Annotated in this window: 23 protein-coding genes and 2 tRNA genes; 19 read left to right on the top strand and 6 right to left on the bottom strand. The window is 63.6% G+C overall.

Going from position 1 to position 25,624, the window contains the following annotated elements; all coding sequences use genetic code 11:
• The first annotated feature begins 2 nt into the window (after positions 1 to 2).
• Entirely contained in the window at positions 3 to 830 is an 828-nt protein-coding gene (locus Q0X61_RS01445; RefSeq protein WP_297739619.1) for a thioesterase family protein, read from the top strand.
• A gap of 19 nt (positions 831 to 849) precedes the next feature.
• Positions 850 to 1,554 carry an NAD-dependent deacylase gene (locus Q0X61_RS01440; protein ID WP_297739617.1) on the top strand — a complete coding sequence of 235 codons (705 nt, stop codon included), beginning with the start codon at positions 850 to 852 and terminating at the stop codon, positions 1,552 to 1,554.
• Between the two features lie 4 nt (positions 1,555 to 1,558).
• On the opposite strand, the gene Q0X61_RS01435 is transcribed toward Q0X61_RS01440, so the two are convergent.
• Both Q0X61_RS01435 and Q0X61_RS01430 read right to left on the bottom strand, forming a co-directional pair.
• Positions 1,559 to 2,245: an exonuclease domain-containing protein gene (locus Q0X61_RS01435; RefSeq protein ID WP_297739615.1), complete on the bottom strand. Its 687-nt coding sequence runs from the start codon at positions 2,243 to 2,245 to the stop codon at positions 1,559 to 1,561.
• 1 nt (position 2,246) lies between these two features.
• On the bottom strand, positions 2,247 to 4,094 hold the full coding sequence (locus tag Q0X61_RS01430) for a putative nucleotidyltransferase substrate binding domain-containing protein (protein ID WP_297739613.1): 1,848 nt from the start codon (positions 4,092 to 4,094) through the stop codon (positions 2,247 to 2,249).
• A 125-nt stretch (positions 4,095 to 4,219) separates the two neighbouring features.
• Between Q0X61_RS01430 and Q0X61_RS01425 the strand changes: the two genes are divergently transcribed.
• Entirely contained in the window at positions 4,220 to 4,369 is a 150-nt protein-coding gene (locus Q0X61_RS01425) for a hypothetical protein (protein ID WP_297739611.1), read from the top strand.
• A gap of 54 nt (positions 4,370 to 4,423) precedes the next feature.
• Here Q0X61_RS01425 and pepN read toward each other — a convergent pair whose 3' ends face one another.
• Positions 4,424 to 6,976, bottom strand: a complete 2,553-nt coding sequence (gene pepN / locus Q0X61_RS01420; protein WP_297739609.1) for an aminopeptidase N — start codon at positions 6,974 to 6,976, stop codon at positions 4,424 to 4,426.
• 51 nt (positions 6,977 to 7,027) lie between these two features.
• Between pepN and Q0X61_RS01415 the strand changes: the two genes are divergently transcribed.
• The 7 genes from Q0X61_RS01415 to Q0X61_RS01385 all read left to right on the top strand — a co-directional run bounded on the left by Q0X61_RS01415 (position 7,028) and on the right by Q0X61_RS01385 (position 14,549).
• A complete protein-coding gene (locus Q0X61_RS01415) occupies positions 7,028 to 7,468 on the top strand; it encodes a ribose-5-phosphate isomerase (RefSeq protein WP_297739607.1) in 441 nt (146 codons plus the stop codon).
• Positions 7,469 to 7,563: 95 nt separating this feature from the next.
• Complete coding sequence (locus Q0X61_RS01410) at positions 7,564 to 8,385, top strand: Fpg/Nei family DNA glycosylase (RefSeq protein WP_297739605.1); 822 nt, start codon at positions 7,564 to 7,566, stop codon at positions 8,383 to 8,385.
• 240 nt (positions 8,386 to 8,625) lie between these two features.
• Positions 8,626 to 9,330 carry an HAD family phosphatase gene (locus tag Q0X61_RS01405; RefSeq protein WP_297739603.1) on the top strand — a complete coding sequence of 235 codons (705 nt, stop codon included), beginning with the start codon at positions 8,626 to 8,628 and terminating at the stop codon, positions 9,328 to 9,330.
• Complete coding sequence (locus Q0X61_RS01400) at positions 9,330 to 11,810, top strand: glycoside hydrolase family 65 protein (protein ID WP_297739688.1); 2,481 nt, start codon at positions 9,330 to 9,332, stop codon at positions 11,808 to 11,810. The genes Q0X61_RS01405 and Q0X61_RS01400 overlap by 1 nt, the downstream gene beginning before the upstream one ends.
• The gene (locus Q0X61_RS01395; RefSeq protein ID WP_297739601.1) at positions 11,807 to 12,973 is read left to right on the top strand and encodes a hypothetical protein; all 1,167 of its coding nucleotides are present in this window, start codon (positions 11,807 to 11,809) and stop codon (positions 12,971 to 12,973) included. The genes Q0X61_RS01400 and Q0X61_RS01395 overlap by 4 nt, the downstream gene beginning before the upstream one ends.
• A gap of 55 nt (positions 12,974 to 13,028) precedes the next feature.
• The gene (locus tag Q0X61_RS01390; RefSeq protein WP_297739599.1) at positions 13,029 to 13,742 is read left to right on the top strand and encodes an alpha/beta fold hydrolase; all 714 of its coding nucleotides are present in this window, start codon (positions 13,029 to 13,031) and stop codon (positions 13,740 to 13,742) included.
• Between the two features lie 180 nt (positions 13,743 to 13,922).
• Positions 13,923 to 14,549, top strand: a complete 627-nt coding sequence (locus Q0X61_RS01385) for a histidine phosphatase family protein (protein ID WP_297739597.1) — start codon at positions 13,923 to 13,925, stop codon at positions 14,547 to 14,549.
• Here the strand turns inward: Q0X61_RS01385 and Q0X61_RS01380 are convergent.
• Both Q0X61_RS01380 and Q0X61_RS01375 read right to left on the bottom strand, forming a co-directional pair.
• Positions 14,482 to 14,943 carry an acyl-CoA thioesterase gene (locus Q0X61_RS01380; RefSeq protein WP_297739686.1) on the bottom strand — a complete coding sequence of 154 codons (462 nt, stop codon included), beginning with the start codon at positions 14,941 to 14,943 and terminating at the stop codon, positions 14,482 to 14,484. The genes Q0X61_RS01385 and Q0X61_RS01380 overlap by 68 nt on opposite strands.
• A gap of 168 nt (positions 14,944 to 15,111) precedes the next feature.
• Positions 15,112 to 15,187 (bottom strand) — tRNA-Pro (locus Q0X61_RS01375).
• 121 nt (positions 15,188 to 15,308) lie between these two features.
• Here Q0X61_RS01375 and Q0X61_RS01370 point away from each other — a divergent pair.
• The 7 genes from Q0X61_RS01370 (at position 15,309) to Q0X61_RS01340 (ending at position 23,362) form a co-directional block, all read left to right on the top strand.
• The gene (locus Q0X61_RS01370; protein ID WP_367270690.1) at positions 15,309 to 16,115 is read left to right on the top strand and encodes a DeoR/GlpR family DNA-binding transcription regulator; all 807 of its coding nucleotides are present in this window, start codon (positions 15,309 to 15,311) and stop codon (positions 16,113 to 16,115) included.
• A gap of 110 nt (positions 16,116 to 16,225) precedes the next feature.
• Positions 16,226 to 16,693 carry a ribose-5-phosphate isomerase gene (locus Q0X61_RS01365; protein WP_297739593.1) on the top strand — a complete coding sequence of 156 codons (468 nt, stop codon included), beginning with the start codon at positions 16,226 to 16,228 and terminating at the stop codon, positions 16,691 to 16,693.
• Positions 16,694 to 16,732: 39 nt separating this feature from the next.
• Complete coding sequence (locus Q0X61_RS01360) at positions 16,733 to 17,812, top strand: hypothetical protein (RefSeq protein WP_297739591.1); 1,080 nt, start codon at positions 16,733 to 16,735, stop codon at positions 17,810 to 17,812.
• A 16-nt stretch (positions 17,813 to 17,828) separates the two neighbouring features.
• Complete coding sequence (locus tag Q0X61_RS01355) at positions 17,829 to 18,677, top strand: HAD-IIA family hydrolase (protein ID WP_297739590.1); 849 nt, start codon at positions 17,829 to 17,831, stop codon at positions 18,675 to 18,677.
• A gap of 47 nt (positions 18,678 to 18,724) precedes the next feature.
• On the top strand, positions 18,725 to 20,284 hold the full coding sequence (locus Q0X61_RS01350; protein WP_297739587.1) for a ribulokinase: 1,560 nt from the start codon (positions 18,725 to 18,727) through the stop codon (positions 20,282 to 20,284).
• Between the two features lie 29 nt (positions 20,285 to 20,313).
• Positions 20,314 to 21,672: a sn-glycerol-1-phosphate dehydrogenase gene (locus Q0X61_RS01345; protein WP_297739585.1), complete on the top strand. Its 1,359-nt coding sequence runs from the start codon at positions 20,314 to 20,316 to the stop codon at positions 21,670 to 21,672.
• A gap of 28 nt (positions 21,673 to 21,700) precedes the next feature.
• Positions 21,701 to 23,362: a ribulokinase gene (locus Q0X61_RS01340; RefSeq protein WP_297739584.1), complete on the top strand. Its 1,662-nt coding sequence runs from the start codon at positions 21,701 to 21,703 to the stop codon at positions 23,360 to 23,362.
• A gap of 71 nt (positions 23,363 to 23,433) precedes the next feature.
• Here Q0X61_RS01340 and Q0X61_RS01335 read toward each other — a convergent pair.
• A tRNA-Gly gene (locus Q0X61_RS01335) sits at positions 23,434 to 23,504 on the bottom strand.
• Between the two features lie 61 nt (positions 23,505 to 23,565).
• On the opposite strand from Q0X61_RS01335, the gene Q0X61_RS01330 reads away from it, so the two are divergent.
• Positions 23,566 to 24,567, top strand: a complete 1,002-nt coding sequence (locus tag Q0X61_RS01330; protein WP_297739583.1) for a hypothetical protein — start codon at positions 23,566 to 23,568, stop codon at positions 24,565 to 24,567.
• Complete coding sequence (locus tag Q0X61_RS01325; protein WP_297739581.1) at positions 24,564 to 25,604, top strand: hypothetical protein; 1,041 nt, start codon at positions 24,564 to 24,566, stop codon at positions 25,602 to 25,604. Before Q0X61_RS01330 ends, Q0X61_RS01325 begins: the two co-directional genes overlap by 4 nt.
• Positions 25,605 to 25,624 lie beyond the last annotated feature (20 nt).

The raw sequence follows: 25,624 nt of genomic DNA, 5'->3' as shown, positions 1-25,624 counted from the left end.
GCGTGCACGCGCCCATCCAACTGCGCTGGTCGGACATGGATGCGCAGCGTCACGTGAACAACGCGCGCATCGTCGACTATCTGCAGGAGGCGCGCGTGCACCTGTTGCGCGACTCCGGCATTCTCGAACATGGCGTGGTGGTCGTGGGGCAGCAGGTGATGTTCCGACGGTCAGTTGAGTACTCACCCGAGCCGCTCGACGTCGAGCTCGTCATCACCGACGTCGGCGCGGCACGCGTGCAGATTGGCTACCTGCTTCGACAATTCGACGAAGTGGTCGCCGAGGCACGTACCGTACTGGCGTCGTTTGATTTCGATGAGCAGCGCCCCGTGCGCCTCACCCCGGATATGCGCGCCTACTTTGAACAGCACCGGGCTTCGTGGGAGCCGTTTCCGGAGCTCACGGCACCGGCCATCGCCGGGCGTGGCATCGCGACGCGACACCACACCAGGTGGACCGACCTCGACCGCTACGGACACGTCAACAACATGCTCGTGTTCGAGTACTTGCAGCAGGCGCGCATCGAGGTATCACCACGGTGGAGCCCGACGTTGGCTCGCCCTGGCAGCGGCGAGGCCGAGTATTACTGGCTCGTTGTTCGGCAAGATGTCGACTACCTGGCTCAGATTCACCACAGCTTCGAGCCACTTACCGTGCACACAGCGCTCACCCATCTTGGGCGCACCTCGCTGACATCGGCCGCTGAGGTGTGCTCGCCGGATGGAACCTTGTTGGCGCGCGGGCGCACCGTCGTGGTGTGTACGGACGCAGAATTCCGTCCGTGTGCGTTGCCGGATCGGGAATCGTTGGAGCGGCACCTGGTGGCGTGATCCGTGCCAGGATGAAGGCATGGCACGGATCGTCATTCTCACCGGTGCAGGCATTTCGGCGGAGTCAGGCATCAGTACCTTTCGCGACGCGAACGGGCTGTGGGAGAACCACGACATCGCTGACGTGGCTACTCCCGAAGGGTTTGAGGCGGATCCCGTGTTGGTGAACGAGTTCTACAATCAGCGCCGCCGTCAGCTGTGCTCGGATGCGGTACGACCGAATGCCGCCCACGAGGCGCTCGCGCGGCTGCAGCGCGAACTTCCAGGCGAGGTGTTCATTGTCACGCAAAACATTGATGACCTGCACGAACGCGCCGGTGCCACCGATGTCGTGCACATGCACGGCGAGTTGCTCAGCCAATGGTGCCTGGCTCGCGGCGAGCGCACGCGTACCCGCGACGACATCGTCGAACGCACCTCGTGTCCTGCCTGCGGGGCACGGGGGAGGCTGCGCCCCGACGTGGTCTGGTTTGGTGAGGTGCCCTACGAGATGGATCGCATCAGCAACGAGCTCGAGAGCTGTACGCTGTTCGCTGCCATCGGCACCTCAGGGGAGGTGTATCCCGCTGCTGCGTTCGTGCAATACGCGATTAGTGTGGGCGCCCACACCGTCGAGTTGAATCTCGACGCGTCGCGAGTGTTCAGTTACTTCCACGACGTTCGCCAGGGCCTGGCGTCGGTGGAGGTGCCGAAGTGGGTTGACGAGGTGCTAGCCGCCAGCTGACCGGTCAGCACAGCACCTGACGTGTACGTGAGAGCCCGAGTTCCGCAATCAGCGCGAGGTAGAGCTCCGCGCACGCGAGCGCATCCGCCAACGCATGATGGGCCTTATACGTAGGCAGCCCGAAGCGTCCGCGCAACGCCCACAGCCGCAACGAACCGCGCGGCACGGCCGCCTGTTGGTGCAGCACGAGGTCGTGGCCGAGTTGCATCGTGTCCGCGACGGCGAACACCGGCGCAGCGCCAAACACCTGTTGACAAGCCCGAGTGATGAACTCCACCTCCATCCGAGCGTAGTGAGCGAGCAGCACCCGACCTTGAAGCGCCGCGAGGATGATGGTGAGCGCTTCCCGCAGGCTGACGCCGGCGGTGAGGGCATCGTCGGTGATGCCGTGGAGCGTGGCGGAGGCTCCTACCGACGTCGCCTCGTCGCGGCGTATCACCACGTGTTGCGCGCCACCCAGGGTGATCGCCTGGCCGTCGACGGGGACGAACCCGATGCTGAGGACGCGGTCATCGACGGGGTGCAGACCGGTGGTTTCCAGATCGATGGCCAGCAGCGGTAGGGCTGCCAGCGGGAGGTCCGCCGTCGGGAATGGCGTAGAGAGGAAATCCCGCACCGGACCCTCGGGGGTTCGGGCGAGGCGACGGCGACGTCTCGCGTCGGGGGACCTGCGGAAGAGATTCAGCTCCATGTCACTGCATCAGGTGGGTGTGGAACTGGTAGGCAAGGGTTTGCTGGGCCTGTTTCACGACGGCGAACGCTTCGCGCAGGTTACGGCGCTCGGCGGGGGTGAGCGCGTCGGGCGCGATGAAATTATCGGGCTGCTCGTCGCGCGTGGCTAGCTCGATGTGGCGGCGCAGACGGAGCAACTGCATGAAGCAGAAGGCGTCGGTGAGCTCGGTGGCATGGTCGACGCTGAGCTGGCTGGCTGCTTGGATGGCCTCGATGCGGGCGAGCGTGGTGGTGGCAGTGATCCCCTGCGCCAAGGCCAACACACGCACCAGCTCGATCACAGCGTGGATGCCGCCCGTCTTGATGTCGAGTCGATCCGCGTGCTGGCCGGAACGTTCCACCACGAATCCTCGAAAGAACCCCAGGGGAGGCTCGCGACGCACAGCCATCGTCGCGAGATGCCCCAGGAAACGTTTCGACGCCGCGGCCTGCGGCCACACAACCTCCCGCAGCGCGGTGTAGAGGGCCTCGTCACCGTGCACCGGATGCATATCGAAGAAGATCTGCGAGTGCAGCACGGCCTCCGAGGTGGGTTGTAATACCCATTCCCGCATCTGCTGCTTCCACTCATCGAGCGGCATGCACCAGCGGGTTGCCATGGTGTTGCCGGGGCAACGAGGGTAGCCGCAACGCTCCAACCCGGCGGTGACGCGCTCGGCGAGGGCACGGTACCAGTCGAGATCGGTAGCGGTATCAGCGACGATGATGGCGTGGTCTTGATCCGACCCCAGCGCCAGCTCCCGACGCGCTTGCGACCCGAGGCTCACCCAGCACCACGCATGCGGGGCGGGGCCGAGCTCATCTTCTGCCAGCTCGATGAGCCTGGTGGTTGCTGCATCGGCGACGGTGGTCAGCACGGCGGAGATCTCGTCGGCTGTTGCGCCCCTGGCAAGGAGTTGTGCCGCCAGCCTTGTTCGGCGGTCGGTGACGTCAGTGAGCCCATCGACGGTGGTTTGTTTGGAAATATCGCCAACGAGATACACCGGGTTGGAGGTCTCCAGGCGCATGATGTCGCCCGCCGAAACCAGCCCGAGCACCTCGCCGTCGCGGATCACGGGCAGATGGTGCACGTGCTGTTGGGTCATCACCATGAGCAGCTCGAAGGCTTTCGCATCGGGTGCGACAGTGGCTGGGCGGGTGGTCATGACGGTCTCGATGGGCTGGCAGACATCGGTGCCGGTGAGCACGACGCGGGAGCGAAGATCACGGTCGGTGACGATGCCGCGCAGGCGCTGGCGCTCGTCGGTGAGGAGCAGCGCCGAGACGCGCGCTGAGGTCATCGTCTGCGCTGCCTCTTGGATGCTGATCGTGGGCGGAGCCGTGACGGGTGGCCGCGTGATGAGATCCTTCGCGCGCAGCGTCACGATGGGGGAGACGCCGGTGAGGAGGGCCTCCGTGGCGCGGCGAAGCCGGCCACGTTGGCGCGGGGTGAAGTGATCGGCCACCTGCTGATGGGCTTGGAATAGCTCGACGAATTGCTCGCCGGGCAGGATCAACGCCAGGGTGTCTTCGATGGCCGTGGCGGAGTACGTCGACGGCTGCCCACCCATCACCGACAACGAGCCGAAGGTATCGCCTGGGGCATTGCGGTCGATGAGGAGCCCGTCGCGGTCGGTGAGGTCGACGGCGCCCGAACGGATGAGAAACAGGCCCGGAGCCACCGCATCAAAGGCGAGCAGAACGCTGCCTCGTCGGAAATACTGCATGCGCATGCCGCGAGCCAGCGCGGCGCGATCGGCGTCGGGAAGCGCGTCAAAGGGTGCATGCTGGGCGAGGAAGTCGACGACCTCAAAGACTTCGATGTCCATAGGCACCATGGTGGCGGACAAGCAGCAACCGCACGGCACCTTTCACAGAAAATCATGGACCGTGCACAGCTTGGCAACCCGTAGCAACGGGCGTATGCGCTTCGTTCTTCGGGTACGATGCAGCCATGATCCTCCTCGAAACTCTTCCGGGTTGGCCTGAAGCCGAGCCGTTGTCTGCGCTGTTTTACTGGATGCTGCTCGTGATTGGGCCGCTGGCCTTCGGTGCCCTCATCACGCTGCTGGTGTTCGCCAAAGACTGGGGCAAGTCGGAGTAACGCACATGGCCCAGGGCATTGCACCCAGGGCCATGTCGTTCAGCGTTTCGTCACTCAGCGTTTGCTCGCTTCCTGTGCTCGCAGTGCGCGCTTCGCATCGTCGAGCTGTTCCACCACCAGACGCAGCACCTGCTGCGCGGGCTGATGCTCATCAACCCACTGCTGAATGCGGTTGATGACCTCCTGGGTGGCGACCGGCGTCGGGAACAGCCACCTCACCGCGGCAGCGATGGCCGCGTAGCCGCGCTGCTCCCACGAGCCGGTACGGTTCGACACCACGTCCAACAGCTCGAGGTAGCGGTCGGTGTAGTCGATATCTTGGCCGTACTGCCAGAATCCCGCGCACACCTGGCGGTGCGTCTCATTCGGGATGTCCGGTTCATCGGTGGCCCGCTTCCACGCGAGCTCCTTCTCCTCTGCGCTCGGCAACGCTGCACGCGCACCGGCGGCCTGTTCGGCGCCGGCAGAGGTGTCGTCGTGTTCCGCCTTCTCGCGCTCGATGTCGTCGGCGGAAATCTTGCCGAGGCTGGCCAGCGACTTCACAATCGACCAGCGCATCGCCGTGTCGATGTCGAGCCCAGCGGGCACCTCTTCCCCGGCGAGCCAGCCCTCGATCAGAGTGACGGCGTCGTCGGATTCAACGCTCGCGATCAGCGCCTTGGCGAATAGGACCTGCTTGTCGGAGCCCGGTTCACTGTTGCGGAGTAGTCGGGCCAGACCCGCGACGAGATGCTGGTTGAGATCCTCGCGCAGCTCCGGCGCCGTGTACGCCGACCCAGCGGTACGCGCCTGGTTGAGCAGCGTCGAGGTGGCGGCCATGTCCGTCTCTACAGGGAGCCCGGCGAGCACTAGGTCGATGTAATCGCGCGAGGGCAACTCGCCGTCGCGAGTCATGTCCCACAGCGCGGTCCAGCTGACGGCACGAGCCAGCGGATCGCTCAGCGGCGTGCGCAGCGCGGCGAGGGTGGCCTCGTCGAGGCGCACCTTCGCGAACGTGAGGTCGCCGTCGTTGACGAGCACCACCTCTTCGCGCGGCTTGCCGACGAGCGCCTCCACTGGGGTGCGTTCGTCGCGGACGTCAACCTCGACGTACTCCTTGCGTTGATCGCTTGAGTACAGGCCGATGCCGACGCGGTGCGTGCGCAGCGTTGGCCACTGTTCGGGAGCGCTCTGCACGATCTCGAAACGAGTGAAGCGGCCCTCGTCGTCGACATCGAAGTCGGCGCGTAGGGTGTTGACTCCCGAGGTTTCTAGCCACTGTGAAGTGAACCATGAGAGGTCCTTGCCCGAGGCGGCTTCGAGCTCGGCGAGGAGATCGCCCAGCACCGTGTTACCGAAGGCGTGCTTCTTGAAGTACTCGCTCACTCCGGCGATAAACGCCTCCTGACCGACGAAGCTGACGAGCAGCTTCAGCACCGACGCGCCCTTCGCGTAGGTGATGCCGTCGAAGTTCTGCTCCACCTTCTCGATATCTGAGGAATCGGAGGCGATGGGATGCGTGGTGGGGTACTGATCCTGGCGGTAGGCCCATGCTTTGCGCTCGTTGGAGAACGTCACCCAGGGGTTGGCGTCGCCGCCGTGGCGCTTCTGGATTTCTACCTGCGCGAAATGCGACGCCCACTCGGCAAACGACTCGTTCAACCACAGGTCGTCCCACCACTGCATCGTGACGAGGTCGCCGAACCACATGTGGGCGAGCTCGTGAAGGATCGTGTTGTCGCGAGACTCCATTTCACGCGCCGTCACCCGCGAACGGTAGAGATACTCGTCGCGGAACGTGATGCAGCCGGCATTCTCCATGGCGCCGAAGTTGTACTCGGGCACGAAGATCTGGTCGTAGGTGCCGAAGGCGTAGGGGACGCCGAAGGTCTCTTCGAACACCTCGAACCCACGCTGCGTGGTTGCCAGGATGCGCTCGTGGTCGAGGTACTGCGCGAGCGACTGGCGGCAGGCCACCTGTGCGGGCACCTCGCCGGCCGCCGAGCGGATGGTGGAGGACACGACGTGGTACTCGCCGGCCACCACCGCGGTGATGTAGGTGGCGAGGGGCTTCGTCGGCTCGTGCGTCCAGCGTGAGAATCCGTCGCCGATCTCCTCGGGCTGCGCCGCCGGGGCGTTGCTGAAGACCGTCCAGTGCGACGGTGCGTCGACGGTGAACTGGAACGTCGCCTTCTGATCAGGCTGCTCGAAGTTGGCGTAGACGCGGCGAGCGTCGGGCGCCTCGAACTGCGAGTAGAGATAGATGCGGTTATCGGTGGGGTCAACGAAGCGGTGCAGACCCTCGCCGGAGCGCGAGTATCGCATCACGGAGGTGACCTTCAGCACGTGCTCACCCGCGCTGACACTGAGCGGGAGGCGGTAGCCATCGAAGCGAGAGATATCGACGGCCGTGCCGTCGAGCGTGGCGTGGCGCACCTCGTCGCCAATGAGGTCGACGTGGAGCTCGCCGTCCTTCGAATCGAATGAAAAGGTGGTGTGGGTGATGAACTGTCGCTCGGCATCGGCGACGTCGCGTCCGGTGAGGTCGATATGCACCTGATACGAACGTGCGGTGGCCAGCTCGGAGCGTGCGCGAGCCTCGTCGCGGGTGATATTGGCTGTGGACATAAGGCCCAGCCTAGTGCAGTGGGCATGATTCGGGCATGCCATAGTTGATCCATGCGCGTACACATTGCTACAGACCATGCTGCTTTTGAGATGAAGAACTACCTCGCCGGGCGTCTGCGAGACGCGGGGTACGAGGTGGTCGACCACGGCGCCACTACCTACGATGCCCTCGATGATTACCCCACCTTCATCATTCCCTGCGCTGAGGCGGTAGCCGCTTCCGGCGAATTGGGCATCGTGCTGGGTGGCTCCGGAAACGGTGAGCAAATCGCCGCTAACAAGGTGAAGGGCGTGCGCGCGGCGCTCGCTTACAACCCTGAGATTGCTCGGCTCTCGCGTCAACACAACAACGCCAACGTGCTGTCCATTGGAGGACGGTTCCACGAGGAGGAAGAGGCCTGGCAGATCGTGCGAGCCTTCCTCGAAACCCCATTCTCCCGCGACGAACGTCACCAGCGTCGCATCGACGCCGTTGGGGCATACGAAGCCTGAGCTAACCCAATATCCACACGCGTTGGCTGATAGGGGCCGTTTTGGGCCTCGTTCGCGAACGCGTGTGAATATTGGGTTGGTTGCTCGAGGTACCCATGCCCGAAGGTCACGTCATCCATCGCCTGGCGCGCGACTTCACCGACGCGTTCGGCGGACGCGAAGTGCGTGTTAGTTCCCCGCAGGGGCGATTCGCCGACGAAGCAGCGGCCCTCGACGGGTCAGAGCTCATCCGCGCCGAAGCGGTGGGCAAGCACTTGTTCCTGCAGTTCGACGTGCCTGGGCCGCAGTACGTACACATTCATCTGGGGCTCATCGGCAAGCTGCGGCTGCACCCCGTCGCACCGCCGCAGGGGATGGTGCGGTTGCGCATCTCCGACGACACCACCGCCGCAGATCTACACGGACCGCAATGGTGCCGGCGCATCGACGAGGAACAGTACCTGGGCGTGCTGGCGAAATCGGGCCCAGACCCCATCCGGGACGACGCGGATCCCGAGGTCGGGTTTGCGCGACTGCACCGCTCAGGGAAGTCGCTTGCCGCGCTGCTGATGGACCAGCGGATAGCGGCGGGTGTCGGGAACATTTTTCGTGCGGAAGTGCTGTTTCGCCTGGGGCTCACGCCGACGACGCCGGGGCGCGAGGTGCCTCGTCGAACGTGGGATGCGGTGTGGGCCGACCTGGTGGAGTTGATGCAGGCGGCGGTGGTCGTCGGGCGTATCGATACGGTGCGGCCCGAGCACTCGCCCGAGGCGCAAGAGCGGGCCCCGCGGGTGGATGCGCATGGCGGTGAGGTATACGTCTACCGGCGCGCCGGCCAGCCATGCCTGGTGTGCGGCTCTGAGGTGCGCACCCGGGTGCTCGAAGGCCGCAAGCTGTACTGGTGCCCGCGCTGTCAGCGTCGCAAGACTCCCCGCTGATCGGCACAGGCCCCGGCTAGTGGTCGCCGTTCTCCCTTGCTGCCGGGCAGACGTAACCTGTGCGGCTCAGTTCCGGAACATGTGTCACCTGCCTAGCTGCGACGAGGCGCCGTCGGGAGGCAGGTGACACTTGATCCGCTCAGTTGCCGCACAGGTTGCACGTGCCTGCGCGACGGGCGCCCCCCCCAGACGGTACGGCGAACCGGTCGGGTTGCAGGGAGGAGCCACTAGGCTTGCGGTATGGATTGGAGCGCACACGAAGCTGCACTGTTCGACCTCGACGGGGTTATCACCCCCACCGCTGAAATTCACATGCGAGCGTGGAACGAAATGTTCAACGCATTCCTCGACGCTGACCAACCTCGATACACCGACGATGACTACTTCCGTTACGTCGACGGCAAGCCCCGCTACGACGGGGTCCGCGACTTCCTCGCCTCGCGCGGCATCATCCTCCCCGACGGCGACCCCTCCGACGAACCCGACGCGCGCACGGTCTGCGGCTTGGGTAACCGCAAGAACCAGCAATTCAACCTCATCATCGAACGCGACGGCATCGCCCCGTACCCCGGCTCCAAGCGGCTCATCGAGGCCCTGGCCGAGCGAGGCCTCAAGCTGGCTGTCGTGTCTAGCTCGAAGAACGCCCCGGCCGTGCTGCGGGCGGCGAAGATGGACCACTTCTTCAAGGTGATCGTCGACGGCAACGTCGCCGCTCGCCAGCACATCCCAGGCAAACCGGCCCCCGACATGTTCCGGCACGCCGCTGAGCTCGTGCAGGCAAACGAGCGCCGCTGCGTCGTGCTCGAGGATGCCATCTCCGGCGTGCAAGCAGGCGCGGCGGGAGATTTCGCGCTCGTCGTCGGCGTCAACCGCGGGGTCGGCCCCGACGAGTTGCGCCAGGCCGGCGCTGACATCGTCGTGGAAGACCTGGAGGAGCTGCTGTGATCCGGGGAATTAGCACCGATCCTCTGAACCGCACGCGCTTCCCGGTCGAACCGTGGCGCTTCGTCGAGCGTGAATATAACTCCGCCGACCTCGGCACCACAGAAACGCTATTCGCCATCGGCAACGGGTTCCTGGGCATGCGCGGCAACCCGGGGGAGGGTCGCCCGTCGTATGCGCACGGCACCTTCGTCAACGCCTTTCATGAAACCTGGCCCATCCACCACGCCGAGGCCGCGTTTGGGTTTGCTGAAACCGGCCAGACCATCATCAACGCCCCGGATGCGAAGGTCATCAAGATTTATGTCGACGGCGAGCCCCTCACGCTGAGCATCTCCGACCTGGAGTATTACGAGCGCGCGCTTGACTTCCGCGCCGGTCGGCTCACTCGCGACATCATCTGGCGCACGCCCGCGGGTAAGCGGGTGCGCATCCGCTCGTCGCGGATGGTGTCGTTCACTGATCGTTCCATCGCGCTGTTCGATCTGGAAGTGGAGATGCTCGACGGCGACGCGCCCATCGTGCTGAGCTCCCAGATCGTGAATCGCCAAGACGGTGGCTCCGACTATTACTCGCCTTCCGAAGCGAAGGAGGGGTTCGACCCTCGCCGCTCCTCGGGCTTTGGCTGGCGGGTGCTGGAGCCGCAGCTGCAATGGTCAGAAGACACCCGAATGCTGCTCGGCTTCCGCGCGGCGCATTCAGGGATGACGTGCCTCGTCGGCGCCGACCACCACTTCGAGACGGACAACCCATTCGAGGTCGACACACACATCGACCCCGACGTCGCTAAGGCGGTGTTCCGCATCGAAGCCAAGCAGGGCACCCCTGTTCGGCTGCGGAAGGCAGTGGCTTACCACACGTCCAGGGGCGTCATCGTGCCGGAACTGGCCGACCGCGCGAACCGCAACCTCGACCGCGTCCGCGACCTCGGTTTCGAGCACTTCGAGCAACAGCAGCGCGCCTGGCTCGACGAGTTTTGGGCCAACTCCGATGTCGAAATCGGCGGGCGCCCAGCCATCCAGCAGGCCGTGCGTTGGTGCCTGTTCCAGCTCGCGCAGGCCACCGCCCGCAGCGACCAACTCGGCATCGCGGCTAAGGGTGTCACCGGCTCTGGCTACGAAGGGCACTATTTCTGGGACACCGAGATCTATCTCGTCCCGTTCCTCATCTACACCAACCCCAACGTCGCAAGGAACGCCCTGCGCATGCGCGTCAACATGCTCCCGCAGGCGCGTGAGCGCGCATCGGTGATGTCGTTGCGCGGCGCGCTGTTCCCGTGGCGCACCATCAACGGTGAGGAAGCTTCCGCCTACTACGCGGCTGGCACGGCGCAGTTCCACATCGACGCTGATGTTGCCTACGCCTTCACCAAGTACGGGGCCATGACCGGCGACAGCCAGTTCCTGTACCGCGACGGTGTGTCCGTCCTTGTGGAAACCGCACGCATGTGGGCCGATCTCGGCTTTTGGCGCACCGACGCCGACGGCACCGAGCGTTTCCACATCCACGGCGTGACGGGCCCCGACGAGTACACCGCCGTCGTGAACAACAACTTCTTCACCAACGTGATGGCGAGGGCGAACCTGCGCAACGCGGTGCAGCTGCTCGAGGAGATGGCCGCCACCGACCAGGCTGCGTTCGAGCGCGCGGCGGAGGCGTTGGAGTTCACACAAGACGAGGTCGACTCCTGGCGTCGCGCTGCGGATGGCATGGTGATTCTCTACGACGAGAACCTCGGCATCCACCCACAGGACGAGAAATTCCTCCAATCGGAGATGTGGGACCTCGAGAACACTCCCGACGAGAAGCGCCCGCTGCTCCTGCACTTCCATCCGCTCGTCATCTACCGCTACCAGGTGCTGAAGCAAGCCGACGCGGTGCTCGCCCTGTTCCTGCAAGGCGACGAGTTCACCGACGAGGAGAAGCGCTCCGACTTCGAGTACTACGACCCGATCACGACGGGCGATTCGACGCTGTCGGGCGTGGTGCAGTCGGTGATGGCTGCCGAGGTAGGCTACCAAGAGATGGCCATGGACTACTTCCTCTCGGGCCTCTACGTCGACCTCGCGGACCTCCACTCGAACGCCCGCGACGGCGTGCACATTGCGTCCACCGGCGGGGTATGGAACGCGCTGATCTACGGTTTCGGAGGCCTGCGCGACCACGGCGGCAACCTCACCTTCGACCCCCGTCTGCCGAAGGGCTGGCAGTCGCTTAGCTTCCAGTTACAGGTGCGTGGATCGAAGATGAAGGTCAACCTGACTAGGGCGAGCATCGCCTTCGAGGTGGTTGCGGGCGGCCCGGTGGAACTGTCGGTGCGCGGCAAAGCCGTCACGGTGCAGCCGGGTGAAGTCAGCTCCGTCGTGCTGGATGGGCAAGGGCCTGAGCTGCCGACGTTGCACGGCACGCACCCCGTCGTCGGGCACCGTCGCGCGGATGGCTCCGTCATCCAGGCGGTGTTGCCGGAGGCGGGCGAAGATTGATTCGCGTCCACGGCCTCGACGCCGAGCTGCTCGTCCCCGACGAGTGGCGTGAGGTGCCCGCGGAGATCGGGCGACGGTGGGAGCATCCGTCGGGGCTGGCGCTCGTCGCGAAACTCCACGACGGTGACCGCGCGCGCATTGAGGTGTCGGTGCTGCCTGCCGACACCGTCGCGATGGCCCCCGCGCCGCGGGCCAAGGTGACCTCCGGGCACCATCTCATCGGCTGGCTGGGCGGTGCCAGCGCGGAGATCACTGCCCCGACGGCCAAGGGCCCCGTCTTCGCGCAGCAGCGCCGCGGGTTTGCCGTCGGGAATCTGGAATCCATGGGCCTGTTTCCCGAGCCGCTCGTGGTGGCACCGGGGCATCCGCAGACGTCGGTGTGGGTGGTCGAACAGCTAGCCGGCGACATGTTCCAGCTTCCTCCCGAGCCCGACTGGTTGCCCGCCCGCAGGCACGTGCCCTACGGCGATGAGTTGATGCTTAGGCTGCCCGACGCTGTGGTCACGGGGGTGGACGCCGTCGCTCACGACGATAGGCACGAGCTCGCGGGGGAGCCGGGGCTGCACACCGTCGAGGTGGGCGACATGGCGGGGATTTCGCGCCTCGAGGTGGGCTGGCACAGTGATTGGGACGATTTGGTGGCCGGCGCCAGAAACGGGGCGCCCGACGACCTGTGGTGCTACCTCACCACGCTCACCCGCGAACCCGACCCCGACGATATGGCACCCCGGCTTGCGCGAGCCCTCGAGACGCCGACGCTGTGGGCAGCGCTCGCCGCCGCGCACACCGTCGATATGGGGCTGGCAAGCCTCGACGACGCCCGCGCGGCAGCGGAAGCGGTGCTGCCCACCGCGGATGTAGCCACGGCGGTGGCGCTGGTCAGCCGAGGGCTCGCGACAGTGGACTCACTCGTCGGCCTCAAGCTCGGCCAGGTGGCCTACGACGGGTTGCTGCGTTTCGGGCTTGGGCGCGTGATGTCCGACTACCCCGACGGTGCCGAGCGGCATCTGGTGCCGGTGTGGCTGTGGCTGGCAGGCATGGGGGAGAGCGAGGCGGCGGCGCGGATCGGCGGCATGGTCGGGCTGGCGCAGGCGCGCGCGCTGTGCCGGGCCTCGGAAACGCTCGACGCTGAAGCGGTGGCGTGGTTGTCGCTCAGCGGCTGACGAGCACCGGTTGCTTCTCCCGAGATAATTAGAACGCCGGCGTAGGATGGCCAGCATGGTGAAACCGCTTGTCGTGATGGTGCACGGCACGCACGAATCGAAGGCGGAGTGGGACGGCTACGACGCGCTTCTCCCCGACGCGGAGATCCTCGCGATCGACCTTCCCGGTCACGGCGATGCCGCACACCAACGATGCACCCGCAGCAACGTCGTCGCTGCCTTCGACGGAGCCTTCGCGCGAGCCGCACCGGGTCAGCCCGTGGTGCTGGTGGGGCACAGTCTGGGCGGATACTTCTCGGCGCTGTATGCCAACCACCTCGCCGACGAAGGCCGCGACGATCTCGCCGCGCTCGTGCTCGTGGGTACCACCGCCGACCCGTCGAGCCTTGTCGCGCTCGGCTACAAGGGGTTTTTGTGGTTGATCTCCGTCCTCGGGGTGCAGCGCATGACCACCATCTCGAACGCCTTCTACCGACTGATCGGCAACAGGGGTGATCTGCCCGGCCCGGAGTCGTACCAAGCGCTCGCCGACGGGTGGCGCGTGGTGTTCGATGAGTGTGGCCCGGCCAATCTGCGCGATGTTCAATGCCCCGTCGTGCTCGTGAACGGGCAGTTCGACCAGATGCGCGTGCACGCCAAGCGGTTCGCCAGTAACGCATCGCATGTGTCGGCTCACGTGGTGCGCGGGGCTACGCACCAACTGCCCAAGACGAACCCGTCGAAGCTGGCGGCGATCATCGACGGCGCCCTCGCCGGGCTGCGCAGCTGAGCTGCGCTACGTCACCAGCAGCAGTACCAGCGCAATCGCTAGGAGCACGGCGCCTGGGTGCTGCTACGCCGCCTGAGCTAACCCGATATCCACATTCGTTTTGAGAAATGGCCTGATCTGCGAGGAACTGGCAAACGAATGTGGATATCGGGTTAGCCACCCGCCGTATGCTGGGCGAGCATGGAGCTCTACTTGATTCGCCACGGTGAATCCACCTGGAACGTGGAGGGGAGGTTGCAGGGTCAGGCGATGCACGTGCCGCTGACCGCGCTCGGCGAGTTGCAGGCCGCTCAGGCGGCGGAAGAGCTCGCTGGGGAGGGCATCGTCGCGCTGTGGTCGAGCGACCAGCTTCGTGCCGAACAGACCGCGCGCATCATCGGCGAGCGGCTGGGCATTTCGCCGCGCTGCACAGCGCTCTTGCGCGAGCAGGGTTTGGGGGAGCTGGAAGGGAGGCTCGCGAGTGAGCTACAGCCAGAGCCAACGCCACCTGGGAAGCACATTTCCGAGGTGGCGTGGGGTGGGGGAGAGTCGATCTGCGACGTGCATCGTCGGCTCCAAGGGTTGTGTGCCGTACTTCGCGAAGAGCACGGGCCTGACGAGCGCGTCGCGCTCGTCTCGCATGGGGACACGCTTCGTGTGCTGCTCGCCGTGTTGCAGGGGAGGGGGCATCGAGACGTGGATTGGGTGCCGATTGCGAACGGCAGCGTGACGCAGGTGCGCTGGGCGGGGCGGGGGACGGTTAGTCGACGAAGTGGTCCTCGTCGATGGTGGCCTCGAGCGGCTCGGCGTCGTGGGCGCGGCGGGTGACGAAACGTCGTGGTACGCGATCACGTTTGTAGGTGACGGTTGAGTAACCGTGTGGCTTGGGCTCGCCGTTTTCGTCGAGGGCCACCATGACTATTTTGTCGATCGTGATGATCTTCTCGCCGGTGAACACGTTGCGCACCACGGCTTTGAGGGTGAGGCTGGTGGTGCCCCAGTGCACGACGGCCAGTCCCATTTCGATGATGTCGCCTTCGCGGGCAGAGGAGACGAAATTAATCTCGCTCATGAATTTCGTGACCGTGCGCTCATTGCCCAGCTGGATGATGGCATAGATGGCGGCTTCCTCGTCGATCCAACGCAGCAAGCTGCCCCCGAAAAGGCTCTGGTTGGCGTTGAGATCTTCAGGCTTCACCCATTTGCGGGAGTGGAAATTCATATTCGGCACGCCCTGATCGTAGCCGCAGCGGCTGGTTGAAAAGCGCCGGAAGGGCGGTAGTGAAGGAGCTGCTGTTCTCGGTGGTTGAGCAGCCCATATAGCGGGCGCATTGAAAGCGGCAATGCATCTCGCTACTACTCGATGATCAGGCTCAACGCCAGGTGGGAGTGGTCGGGGCGACAGGACTCGAACCTGCGGTCTCCTGCTCCCAAAGCAGGCGCGCTAGCCACTACGCTACGCCCCGTTCCCTTGAAGGGACCAAGGCAGTCTACTGCATTTCCTGCCCGGGCGCTTCGCGTCGTGCCGCACACTCCTCCATCGTGGCCACTATCGTAATCGGCAACGTCGGAGGAAGGACGCTGCGCATGACATCCAAAGACAGGAATCGCACGGGCGTGGAGAAACGAGCTGCCCGGCAAGCCTTGATTGCGCAGACAGTCATCCGCAATGGGCGAGCCACAATCGATGAATTGCAAAAAGCTACAGGTGTCTCGACGATGACCGTCTACCGTGACATTGCCACCCTCGAGCGGCGCGGGATTCTGCAGCGGCATCGAGGCATCGTCGTGGCAATTGCAAGCGGTGTGCATGAAGCTGATGCCGAATATCGGCTTGAGCGCAGCAACGCGCACAAACTTGCGGTGGCCAAGGCAGCGGCAGATTTGGTGCGCCCGGCCACCTCGGTGATGGTGGATGACTCCACCTCGGCGGTATGGCTTCTGCGCGCGTTAGAGGGGCTCGATGCCATTACTATCGTCACGAACTCATTGCTCGTAGCCAGAGAAGTCACTGGCGAGCGGCGGGCAGCAAAGCTCATCGTCGTGGGCGGTGACTACCAGGCTTGGGCGCAGGCCTTGACAGGCCCAGTTGCGCTCGCACAGATCCGAACCATGAGTGTGGGGCAGTGCATCCTGTCAGCGTCGGGCATTGATGGGTTGGGGTGCTATCACCCTGATGCAGGAGTCGCCGCTGTAAAGCAGGCCATGATCGCACAAGCAGAGGAGCCCATCTTGCTGCTGGAACATGAGAAGTTTCAGCGTCGCGCGTTGCATCAGTTCGCGACGCTCACCGACTTCGCACATGTAGTGGTCGACAGCGGCATACCCGACGCCTTGCGCACGCATCTGCTTGACGCCGGGGTGCCGCTCACTGTGGTTGGCGTGGGAGACTAGCCCCATATAACAGGGCCCCTGTTTGAAGTAACACGTTCTGTGTTACATTGATGCTCAGTTCACAGTGCCGTGCAACTACGGCACCCCAGCAAAGGAGCAATGGAGAAGACATGGGTTTGAAGATCGTTGTCGCCGCCGACCCGGCAGGCGTGAATTACAAGGAAGCAATCAAGGCCGACCTTGAGCAGGACCCGCGCGTCGACGAAGTGATTGACGCAGGCATCACCCCGGGTGAAGACACTGCGTACCCACATGTCGGATTTGCGGCGGCGAAGAAGATTGCCGCAGGCGAGGCAGATCGAGGCATCTTCGTCTGCGGAACGGGCATGGGCATGGCCATCTCGGCGAACAAGGTGCCGGGCGTGCGGGCGAGCACCGCACACGATTCCTTCTCCGTGGAACGTCTCATCATGTCGAACGATGCGCAGGTGCTCTGCTTGGGCGAGCGCGTGATCGGACGCGAGCTTGCCCGTCGACTGGCGAAGGAGTTCCTCAGCTACGAGTTCGACCCCTCTTCACACTCGAAGGGCAACGTCGATCTGATTTGCGGCTACGAACAAGAAACCCTCGGCTGCTAAAGGTAAAGTACATCACACTATCTCTCGCAAGGAACGACGATGTTCACTAGCTCACTCGGAGTTTTCCTCTTCGGCTTAATGGCTGCCATAGCAGGCGGCGCGGTGGGTGCCGCAATTGGCGGTAACTACGCCTTCGTGCTCACCGGCTTCTGCGTACTCGCCTCATGGGGCGTCTTCGCCGCCACGGGCTCGACCTTCGGATTCGACTACCTGGCGTTCGGCCCGTTCATGGGACCGCACATCACCTTTGCCGCAGGCGTCGGAGCAGCCACCTTCGCTCGATACCGGCGCTACTTCGCCGACGCCAAGGACGTCAATACACCCCTGGCCGGCCTAGGTCACCCTTCTGTGCTGCTGTGCGGTTCGGCTTTCGGTATCTTCGGCTACCTCGTGCAGATTGGGATCAGTAACATTCCCTGGTTCGGTTCCCACACCGACTCTGTGGCACTCACCGTCCTGATCTCTGGTATCACCGCACGCCTCATGTTCGGCGGTGAGCCGGGGAAGGGCCTGTTCAAGGGTTCGCTGCATAATCCCGAACTGTTTCATAAGGACAGCAACAAGCTGTTGGACCGAATCAAGCCCGGTCCCAATGGCCGCTGGCTAGAATGGCAAGAGAAGCCGAGCCAGCTGCTCACCATCGGTTCACTGTTCGGCATCCTGGCGGGCGGCGCCTCCCTGTTCCTGGCGGCCAACGTCGGAGCCCGCTTCACCGAACTGGGCATTCCAAACCAGCTTGCTGCCGCGAACGCCCAATCGTTCACGTTCGGTATCTCAGCGGTCATCATCTTGTTCTTGATTACCAACCGCAACATGCCCGTGCAGCACCACGTGACCATTACCTCGGGGCTTGCCGCAGTGCAGTTCTACCCCCTGTTGATGGGCTCCACCTTCGCCGAGTTCACCTGGGTGGCAACCAGCGCCTGGGATTCGCATGCATGGCTGATGGCTTCGGTTGCGCTCATCCTCGCGGCCATGTTCGGCGTGATGGCAGCAGCGTTCGGCGAGTTTTTCGCGCGGCTGTGGTACGCCCGCGGCGTCAGCCACATTGACCCCCCGGCCGCTGCGATCTGGATTTCAAACACCATCGTTGTCAGCCTGGCAGCACTGCTGTCGTAAGTCGTAAGGAGTGAGAGTGTCCACACCCACCACTAGCCGTCCGGAAGAGTTCTGCCAAGCCTACGTCTTCGACCTCGACGGCACGATCTATCTCGGCGACGAGCTACTGCCCGGTGCACAGCGCATGCTGGGAGAGCTTCGCCGTCGGGATATCCCCGTCAGGTTCTTGTCGAACAACCCCACCAAAGATCCCGAGATGTATCTGGAGAAGCTTCAGCGCTTGGGGATCCCCGCCAAGATCGAAGAAATCTCGAACACAGTGGTCACGACGGTGAACTGGCTGAAGCACCATCACCCGGATTCCACGTTGTTCGTGGTGGGTGAGGAACCGCTCCAAAACGCCCTGCGCGCCAATGGTTTCACCTTGAGTGAAGACCCGGAGAAGATCGACGTGGTCGTCGCCTCGTACGACCGCTCCTTCGACTACCGCAAACTCCAGATCGCTTTCGACGCCATCTGGTACCACAAGCGCGCGATCCTGATTCAGACGAACCCCGACCGATTCTGTCCATTCCCGGAAGGCCGCGGCGAACCCGACTGTGCAGCCATGACTGCCGCTATCGAAGCCTGCACGGGGGTGCAGTGCTCGGCCAGCATGGGCAAACCGTCGCCCATTATGCTCGAGGAAGCCCTCGCCGGTCTCGACGTGAACCCGGCGAGGTGCGTCATGGTGGGCGACCGCCTTCAAACGGACATCAAGATGGCCGTCGACGGTGGCATGCGCTCGGCATGCGTGCTGACGGGTGAAGCGAAGGCTGGCGACGCCGAACGTCTCCCCGAGTCTGAGCGCCCCACGTGGGTTCTCGAACGTATCGACCAGTTGATTCCGGCAAGCGTCTGGGACGAACTGGGTTGGACGGAATAGGCACCTCGGTTCCCACACCACTTTTCAATACCTCAAAGGAGAGCACCATGATTCCTGAAGGCCCGTACCTCTTGGGCATCGATTACGGCACCGAATCCTGCCGTGTCGCCATCTTCGACGTGCAGGGGCGCCCGTTGACGTTCGCCGCGACGCCGTACAAGACCACGCACCCGCGTCCCGGCTATGCCGAGCAAGACCCGGACGAATGGTGGAAGGCACTGCAGGCCTCCTGCCGCAAGGCGCTGGAACTCTCTGGCGTGTCGCCCGCAGAAATTGCAGGCATCTCCTATGACGCCACCACCCTCACGATGGTCGCGATGAATGAGAAGGGCGACGCGCTACGTCCGGCCATCATGTGGATGGACGTGCGCGCCACCGAGCAGGCAGCTAGGGCCGAGCAATCTGACTCAGTGGCACGCCTCTACAACGGGGCAGGCACAGCCCCGGCCATCGCTGAGTGGTACCCCTTCAAAGCAGCATGGTTGCGCGAGCATGAGCCCGAAACCTATAAGCATGCATCACGCCTCGTCGACGCTCCGGACTGGCTCACTTTCAAGCTCACTGGTGAGTGGACGACGAACATCAACTCGGCGGCGCTGCGGATGTACTACAACCGCAACAAAGGTGGTTGGCCAGTCGACTTCTACGAGACCATCGGCTGTGGTGACGTGTTCGACAAGATTCCCGAGCGGGTGCTCGACATCGGAGAGCCCGTCGGGACGCTTGGCACCATTGCTGCACAGTTGTTGGGATTGCGCCCTGGCATCCCAGTTGCGCAGGGCCTTGCCGATGCCTGGGCGGGTCAGATTGGCTTGGGTGTGCTCGCGCCCGGATCGATGGCGCTCATCACCGGCTCGTCGCACGTGCTCACCGGTCAGTCCGCCGAAGAGATTCACGGAAAGGGATTCTTCGGTGCCTACACCGACGGTGTAGTGCCTGGCCAGTACACTGTCGAAGGCGGTCAGGTGTCGACGGGTTCCGTCATCAAGTGGTTCCGAGACAACTTTGCGGGCGACACGGTGCACGCGGCCGAGAAGATCGGCCTGAATCCATACGACGTGCTGAACGAGCAAGCTGCGCATATTCCACCCGGCTCTGACGGTCTCGTCGTCAACGAGTATTTCCAGGGCAACCGCACGCCGTACTCGGATTCGAAGGCGCGGGGCACCATCACGGGGCTTTCGCTGATGCACACGCAGGCGCACGTGTACCACGCGCTGCAGGAGGCGGTCTGTTACGGCACAGCCCACAACCTGCGCGCGATGACTGCTGCCGGCTTCGACGTGACACGAATGGTTGCGTGCGGCGGCGCCACGAAGAGCCGTAACTGGATGCAGATGCACGCAGACGTAACCGGCGTGCCGATCTCAGTCACTGAGGTGGGAGACGCGGTGGTACTCGGCACCTGCATGATCGCGGCTGTCGGTGCAGGGATCTACAAGGACCTGCCCGAAGCTGCGAAGCACATGGTGCACGAGATCGACGTGTACGAGCCGAATCAGGAAATTCATGAGGAATACCAGTTCTATGTTGATCGCTACTGCGAGACCTACCCGCAGTTGCAGCCGACGATCCACCAGATCGTTGACCACGAGTCCGCACGGTAAGCACACGAAAGTACAAGGAGTGACAAGGCATGTCTGACTTGATTGAACGAGCCCTTGGAGACTGCGACGACACCGATGTCGTAGTGATGGGACACGATGTTCTCGACGAGACCGGACGGGTGTTCGTCGAAAACTTCCCCGGTGCGCGCGGAGTGCTTATCTACGATGGCAACACGTGGGCCGCAGCTGGCGAACCCGTGAAGGCCTCGCTTGAGGCGGCAGGCGTGGATCTGGCAGACCCGCTGGAATTCCCGGCAACGCCGACTGTGTACGCGTCGTATGACAACGTCGGGGTAATTCGCGAGTTTCTCGCCAAGGAAGAAACCATCGCCGTAGTCATCGGTTCTGGCACGCTCAACGACATGGTGAAGCTCGCCAGCCACGAGCTCGGCCGCCGCTACATGGTGGTGTGCACCGCAGCATCTATGGATGGTTACGCGGCCTTCGGGTCCTCGATCACCGAAAACGGCTTCAAGCACACCATGGCCTGCCGCGCACCCAAGGCCATCATCGGTGACCTTCCGACGATGGCCGCCGCCCCCCAGCGTTGCACTGCAACCGGTGTGGGTGACCTGATTGAAAAAGTTCCGGCGGGTGCGGACTGGATCATCGCCGACGAACTGGGTGTTGAGGCCATTGACCAGGAGGTGTGGGACCTCGTCCAGGGGCCGCTGCAGTCTGCCATCAGCGATCCGGAGGGCCTCGTCGAGGGCAAGCCTGAATCATTCCGCGGGCTGGTCGAGGGCCTCATCATGTCGGGTCTGGCCATGCAGAAATACCGCGTCAGCTCCCGCCCAGCATCCGGTGCGGGGCACCAGTTCTCCCACCTGTGGGAAATGGAGCACCTCGGAATGGAGCTCGATCCGCCGCTCACGCACGGGTTCAAGGTGGGGCTCGGTACCATCGCGATGCTTGCGATGTGGGCCAAGGTTCTTGAGACTGACTTCACCAAGCTCGACATTGACGCTGCCGTCGCGAAATGGCCCACCGCTGAGCAGATGGAGGCTCGTGTACGTGCGAACTTCACAGGGGACCAGGTAGAACCCGCTGTGAAGCAAACCATGGGCAAGTACATCGACGACGACCAACTGCGTGCCCGCCTCGAGCTGGTGGCCGAGAAATGGCCGACGATCCGTGAGCGGTGCGCCGCGCAGGTCATGCCCGCTGAGGAAGTGGAAACTCTGCTGAAGAAGGTGGGCGGCATCTACCACCCGTCGCAGATTGGCGTGACGCGTGAGCGGTTCTACGAAACGTACTTCCGTGCCCAGATGATTCGATCCCGCTACACGCTGCTCGACTTCGTGTACGAGGCGGGTCTGCTGGAGGAATTCGTTGACGTGCTCTTCCAGGACGATGGCTTCTGGGGTCAGCGCCCCTGGACCGAGTGACAGCGCAACGTGGAAGGAAGAAATTAACGTGGCCGACGAGCAATACGTCATCGGTATCGACTTCGGAACCCTCTCGAGCCGTGCGCTCGTGGTTCGCGCTTCCGACGGTGCAGAACTGGGTACCGCTGTCTCGGAGTATGCACACGGCGTGATGGACGATGTGCTCACCGCTGCCGACGGGCAGAAGCTGCCCGCTGAGTTCGCGCTGCAAGATCCGAATGATTATCGGATGGCTACCGTGGAAGCAGTGCGCGGTGCGGTGAAAGACGCAGGCGTTGATCCCGCACAAATTGTCGGAATCGGCATCGACTTCACATCAGCGACAGTGCTTGCTTGCAAGAACGACGGCACTCCGCTGTGTGAGCTTGACGAGTACCGCAATAACCCGCATGCCTGGGTGAAACTGTGGAAGCATCACGGTGGTGTTGCCGAGGCAAATCGCATTGTGGAAGTCGCGCGCGAACGTGGTGAAGATTGGCTCGGGCGTTACGGAGGTATTCTCAACTCTGAGATGGGTCTGCCTAAGGCCTTGGAAACCTTCAACAAGGCGCCGGAAGTCTACGAAGCTACTGAGGTGTTCTGTAACGCACTGGATTGGATCATCTGGTGGCTTACCGGGAAGCTTCAGTACTCGGCGGCCAACGCGGGATACAAGTTTAACTGGCAAGATGGCAAGTATCCGTCGGATGATTTCCTTCGCGAAGTTGCCCCTGGATTCGAAGGTATCTTCGAGGAGAAGCTGAATGCCCCGATCATCCCCCTTGGTGCTCGAGCTGGCAGCTTGACCGAGCAAACAGCAGAACTCCTTGGGTTGCGCCCGGGCATTGCTGTCGCCACCGGAAACATCGATGCCCACGTTGCCGCTGCGGCGGTGCAGGGTCTCGAACCTGGCCAAATGACGGCAATTATGGGCACCTCGAATTGCTACGTCATCTCCGACGAGCAACTCGTCGAAGTACCGGGCGTATTCGGGGTGGTCGATGGCGGGATCATCGATGGGCTGTGGGGCTACGAGGCGGGTCAGTCTGCGGTCGGTGATATTTTCGCTTGGTTTATTGATAACTGCGTTCCTGCCTCCTACTTCGAGGAAGCAGATCGTCGAGGTATCAGTATTCATGAGTTGCTGTCTGACCTTGGTGCGAAGCAAGTTGTGGGTGAGCATGGGCTCGTGGGATTGGATTGGCACAACGGCAACCGCTCCGTGCTGTCCGACGCGGGCCTCACCGGGCTGCTCGTTGGGCAGACTCTGGCCACGAAGCCGGAGGAGCAGTACCGTGCGCTCGTCGAGTCTACGGCGTTTGGTGCCAGAACCATCATCGAGTCGTTCCGTAAGGCTGGCATTGCAGTGAACGAGCTCATCGCCTGTGGCGGTGTTACCAAGAACCGCTGGATTATGCAGCTGTACTGCGACATCTGCCGAGTGCCGCTGTCCGTCGCGGAGACCGAGCAGACCGGAAGCCTCGGCTCCGCAGTATTCGCGGCGGTAGCTGCTGGTGTGTACACCGACGCTAGAGCGGCCTCACAGGCTATGGGTGCCAAGAATCCCAACGCGTACACCGTCGATGAGGAACGCGCGGCGAAGTACGACAAGCTGTTCGCGATCTACCAGCAACTGCACGACTATTTCGGGCGAGAGCACAAGGAGATTATGCACACGCTGCGGGGCATGCGCCGCGAAGCACGCGCGTAACCCATCGCAGCCCGCACAGCGCAGGTGGCGGCCAGTTCCGGATAAGGACATGGCCGCCACCTGTGTGTTCGAGCGGATGACGGGAATCGAACCCGCGTAGCTAGTTTGGAAGACTAGGGCTCTACCATTGAGCTACATCCGCAACGCGGATTGATCATAGCAGCGACGAACGTCCTGCGCGATCCACGCGATAAGATCTGCGCATGCGTGAACGGCCGCCACTCGATGCCGAACTGCTCGACTTCCACGCCAAAGCGGCATCGTTCGACGGCAGCATCGCGGTCCAGTACGACGACGGGACGGTCGTCGTCATCACGCTGTCTGGGCCCGAAGTGGGCCCGAAGACCGCCAGAATCGTGGGAACCAAAGGGTTCAATATCAAGACTCTCCACATCGATGAGTTCCCGGAGCTCGGCGACCTTGCTGTCGCCGCTCACACGCGACGCCCAGTCGGGGCGTACAAGCTGCCGCCAGGCAAGCTGATCACGATGTTCAATCCCGCCTATGTTCTTTCGATGTTGGCGGGGTTATCGGCAGGCGGGCTGTTCGGGTTGTGGGCCAGCTACCACATGGGTGTCTCGATACCCCCTCTCGTCTTCATTATGGTCGTGCTCTGCGCGCTCGTCCCTGTTGCGCTCATCCACCCGCATTTCGTCGCAGCACCGCACGTCTATCTCTCTGGTGGCCACGAGTATCAGCTGCACGGGTTCCTGGACGATGCAGGAGCGCGGAAGGACATCGTCGGGAAGGTCAATGCGCTGAAGGCGGATTACGGGCGGTTGGCCTCTGACGTCATCACGCGAATCGAGTACCCGGCACTGTTCGACGCCACGTTGCCGGAGACCCGCCGGTTCACCGAACTTATGGTGCGCTGGGACGCGGAGCACACCCGGTTGTCCAACCCTGAGCGGGCCACGCTGGCGGGGGAGTTGGCCGTTGCGTTTGAAGCAGTGAAAGCGCACGCTGAAGCAGTGGGCATGCAGCACTACCCCGACGATGCCCGCGGCCCGGCAGACACCGCGCTGAAAGCGATGCGACTCGCACAAGACTCTCGGGCGACGCGCGCGGAGCGGCAGGCCGCCCTCGAGCGGGCGGTGGCGATCCTGGAGTCGTTGGCGCTGCACTACCTCCCAACCGTCAGGGAGGCGAAGGAACTAGTCGCGGGCCGACCGCTACGCGCGTTGCCAGGGAGGCTGGAGCTGTGAGCAGCGAAACGTACTGGACACAGGCCAACCTCGACGCTGAACTCGTCGACCTGTCTGGACAGGCCTTCCTGTGGCTTGGCGAACGACGCTCAGTCGCCATGCAAGTGACGGTCCTGCAACACAGTCACTTTCCCTCTGTCACCGCGCGTTGCGTGAACCCGGACGAGCGCCCGCTACGGATATGGACTAGAAGCTTCGTCCTCCGTGGGCAGACGCTCGGCGACGCCAACCCCGACGATGCCACGCCACTCGAGGTGCTGCGCATGCCCCCGTGGGAGCTGGAGGGCAACAACCTGACCGTCGTCCAGGTCCGTCGCTGGAGCCTTCTTCCGATATTAGCGATCATCGTATCGGCGACGGTGTTAGCGCAGCCGCTCGTGCTGCTGGCGCTGTTCCTGGTCCCGCTGCTGGTATGGGCGCGCAAGGCAGTGAACCGAGCCGGTGGCCTCACGGTGCGCTCGCTCGAGGGAATGCCGCTCAATGAGCACAACCTCGTCGACTACGCGTTGGCGCGGCAGCGCGGTGAGAACCCGCGCGGCCTGCGCGGCATCCCACGCATCGAAGAGGCGAGAGAGCGCGTCGAGAAAGTGCGCTCCGACTACGGTGAGCGCAAGAGCGATATCGTTTACCGCATTGAACAGCCTGCCCTGTTTGACGCGTCGGCGCCAACGACCGAGGCGTTCCTCGTCGCGTTGTGGGAATTCGACCAGATTCCCGACGACGCCCCGCCCCGTGAGGCAGAAGAGGCCGCCGCTCGAGTAGAAGTGACCTACGGGCTCGCGCGCCGCCATGCTGAGACCGTCGGGATTAGGCACGTCGCACCAGAGAAAGCCGACGATGTTCGTCGCGCCGCGAAAGTGGCGAGGCTGGCAGTCGCCAGTGGTAGCGAGGGGGAGCGCGCCGCAGCGCGAGCGCAGCTCAGCGCCCTGCTCGCATCCCTCTCACTGCACTTCCTACCCGATGCCGCAGAGCTGCGCGCACTCGACGCCCCCGAAACCGAACCTGGCGGGAATGACCCGATTGACGCGGACCGCTAGGATTGCACAGTCAGAATCGT

Origin of the sequence: uncultured Tessaracoccus sp. (genome assembly GCF_947255005.1) — a bacterium.
Lineage (GTDB): Bacteria > Actinomycetota > Actinomycetes > Propionibacteriales > Propionibacteriaceae > Arachnia.
This window is presented reverse-complemented; position numbering and strand designations above follow the sequence as displayed.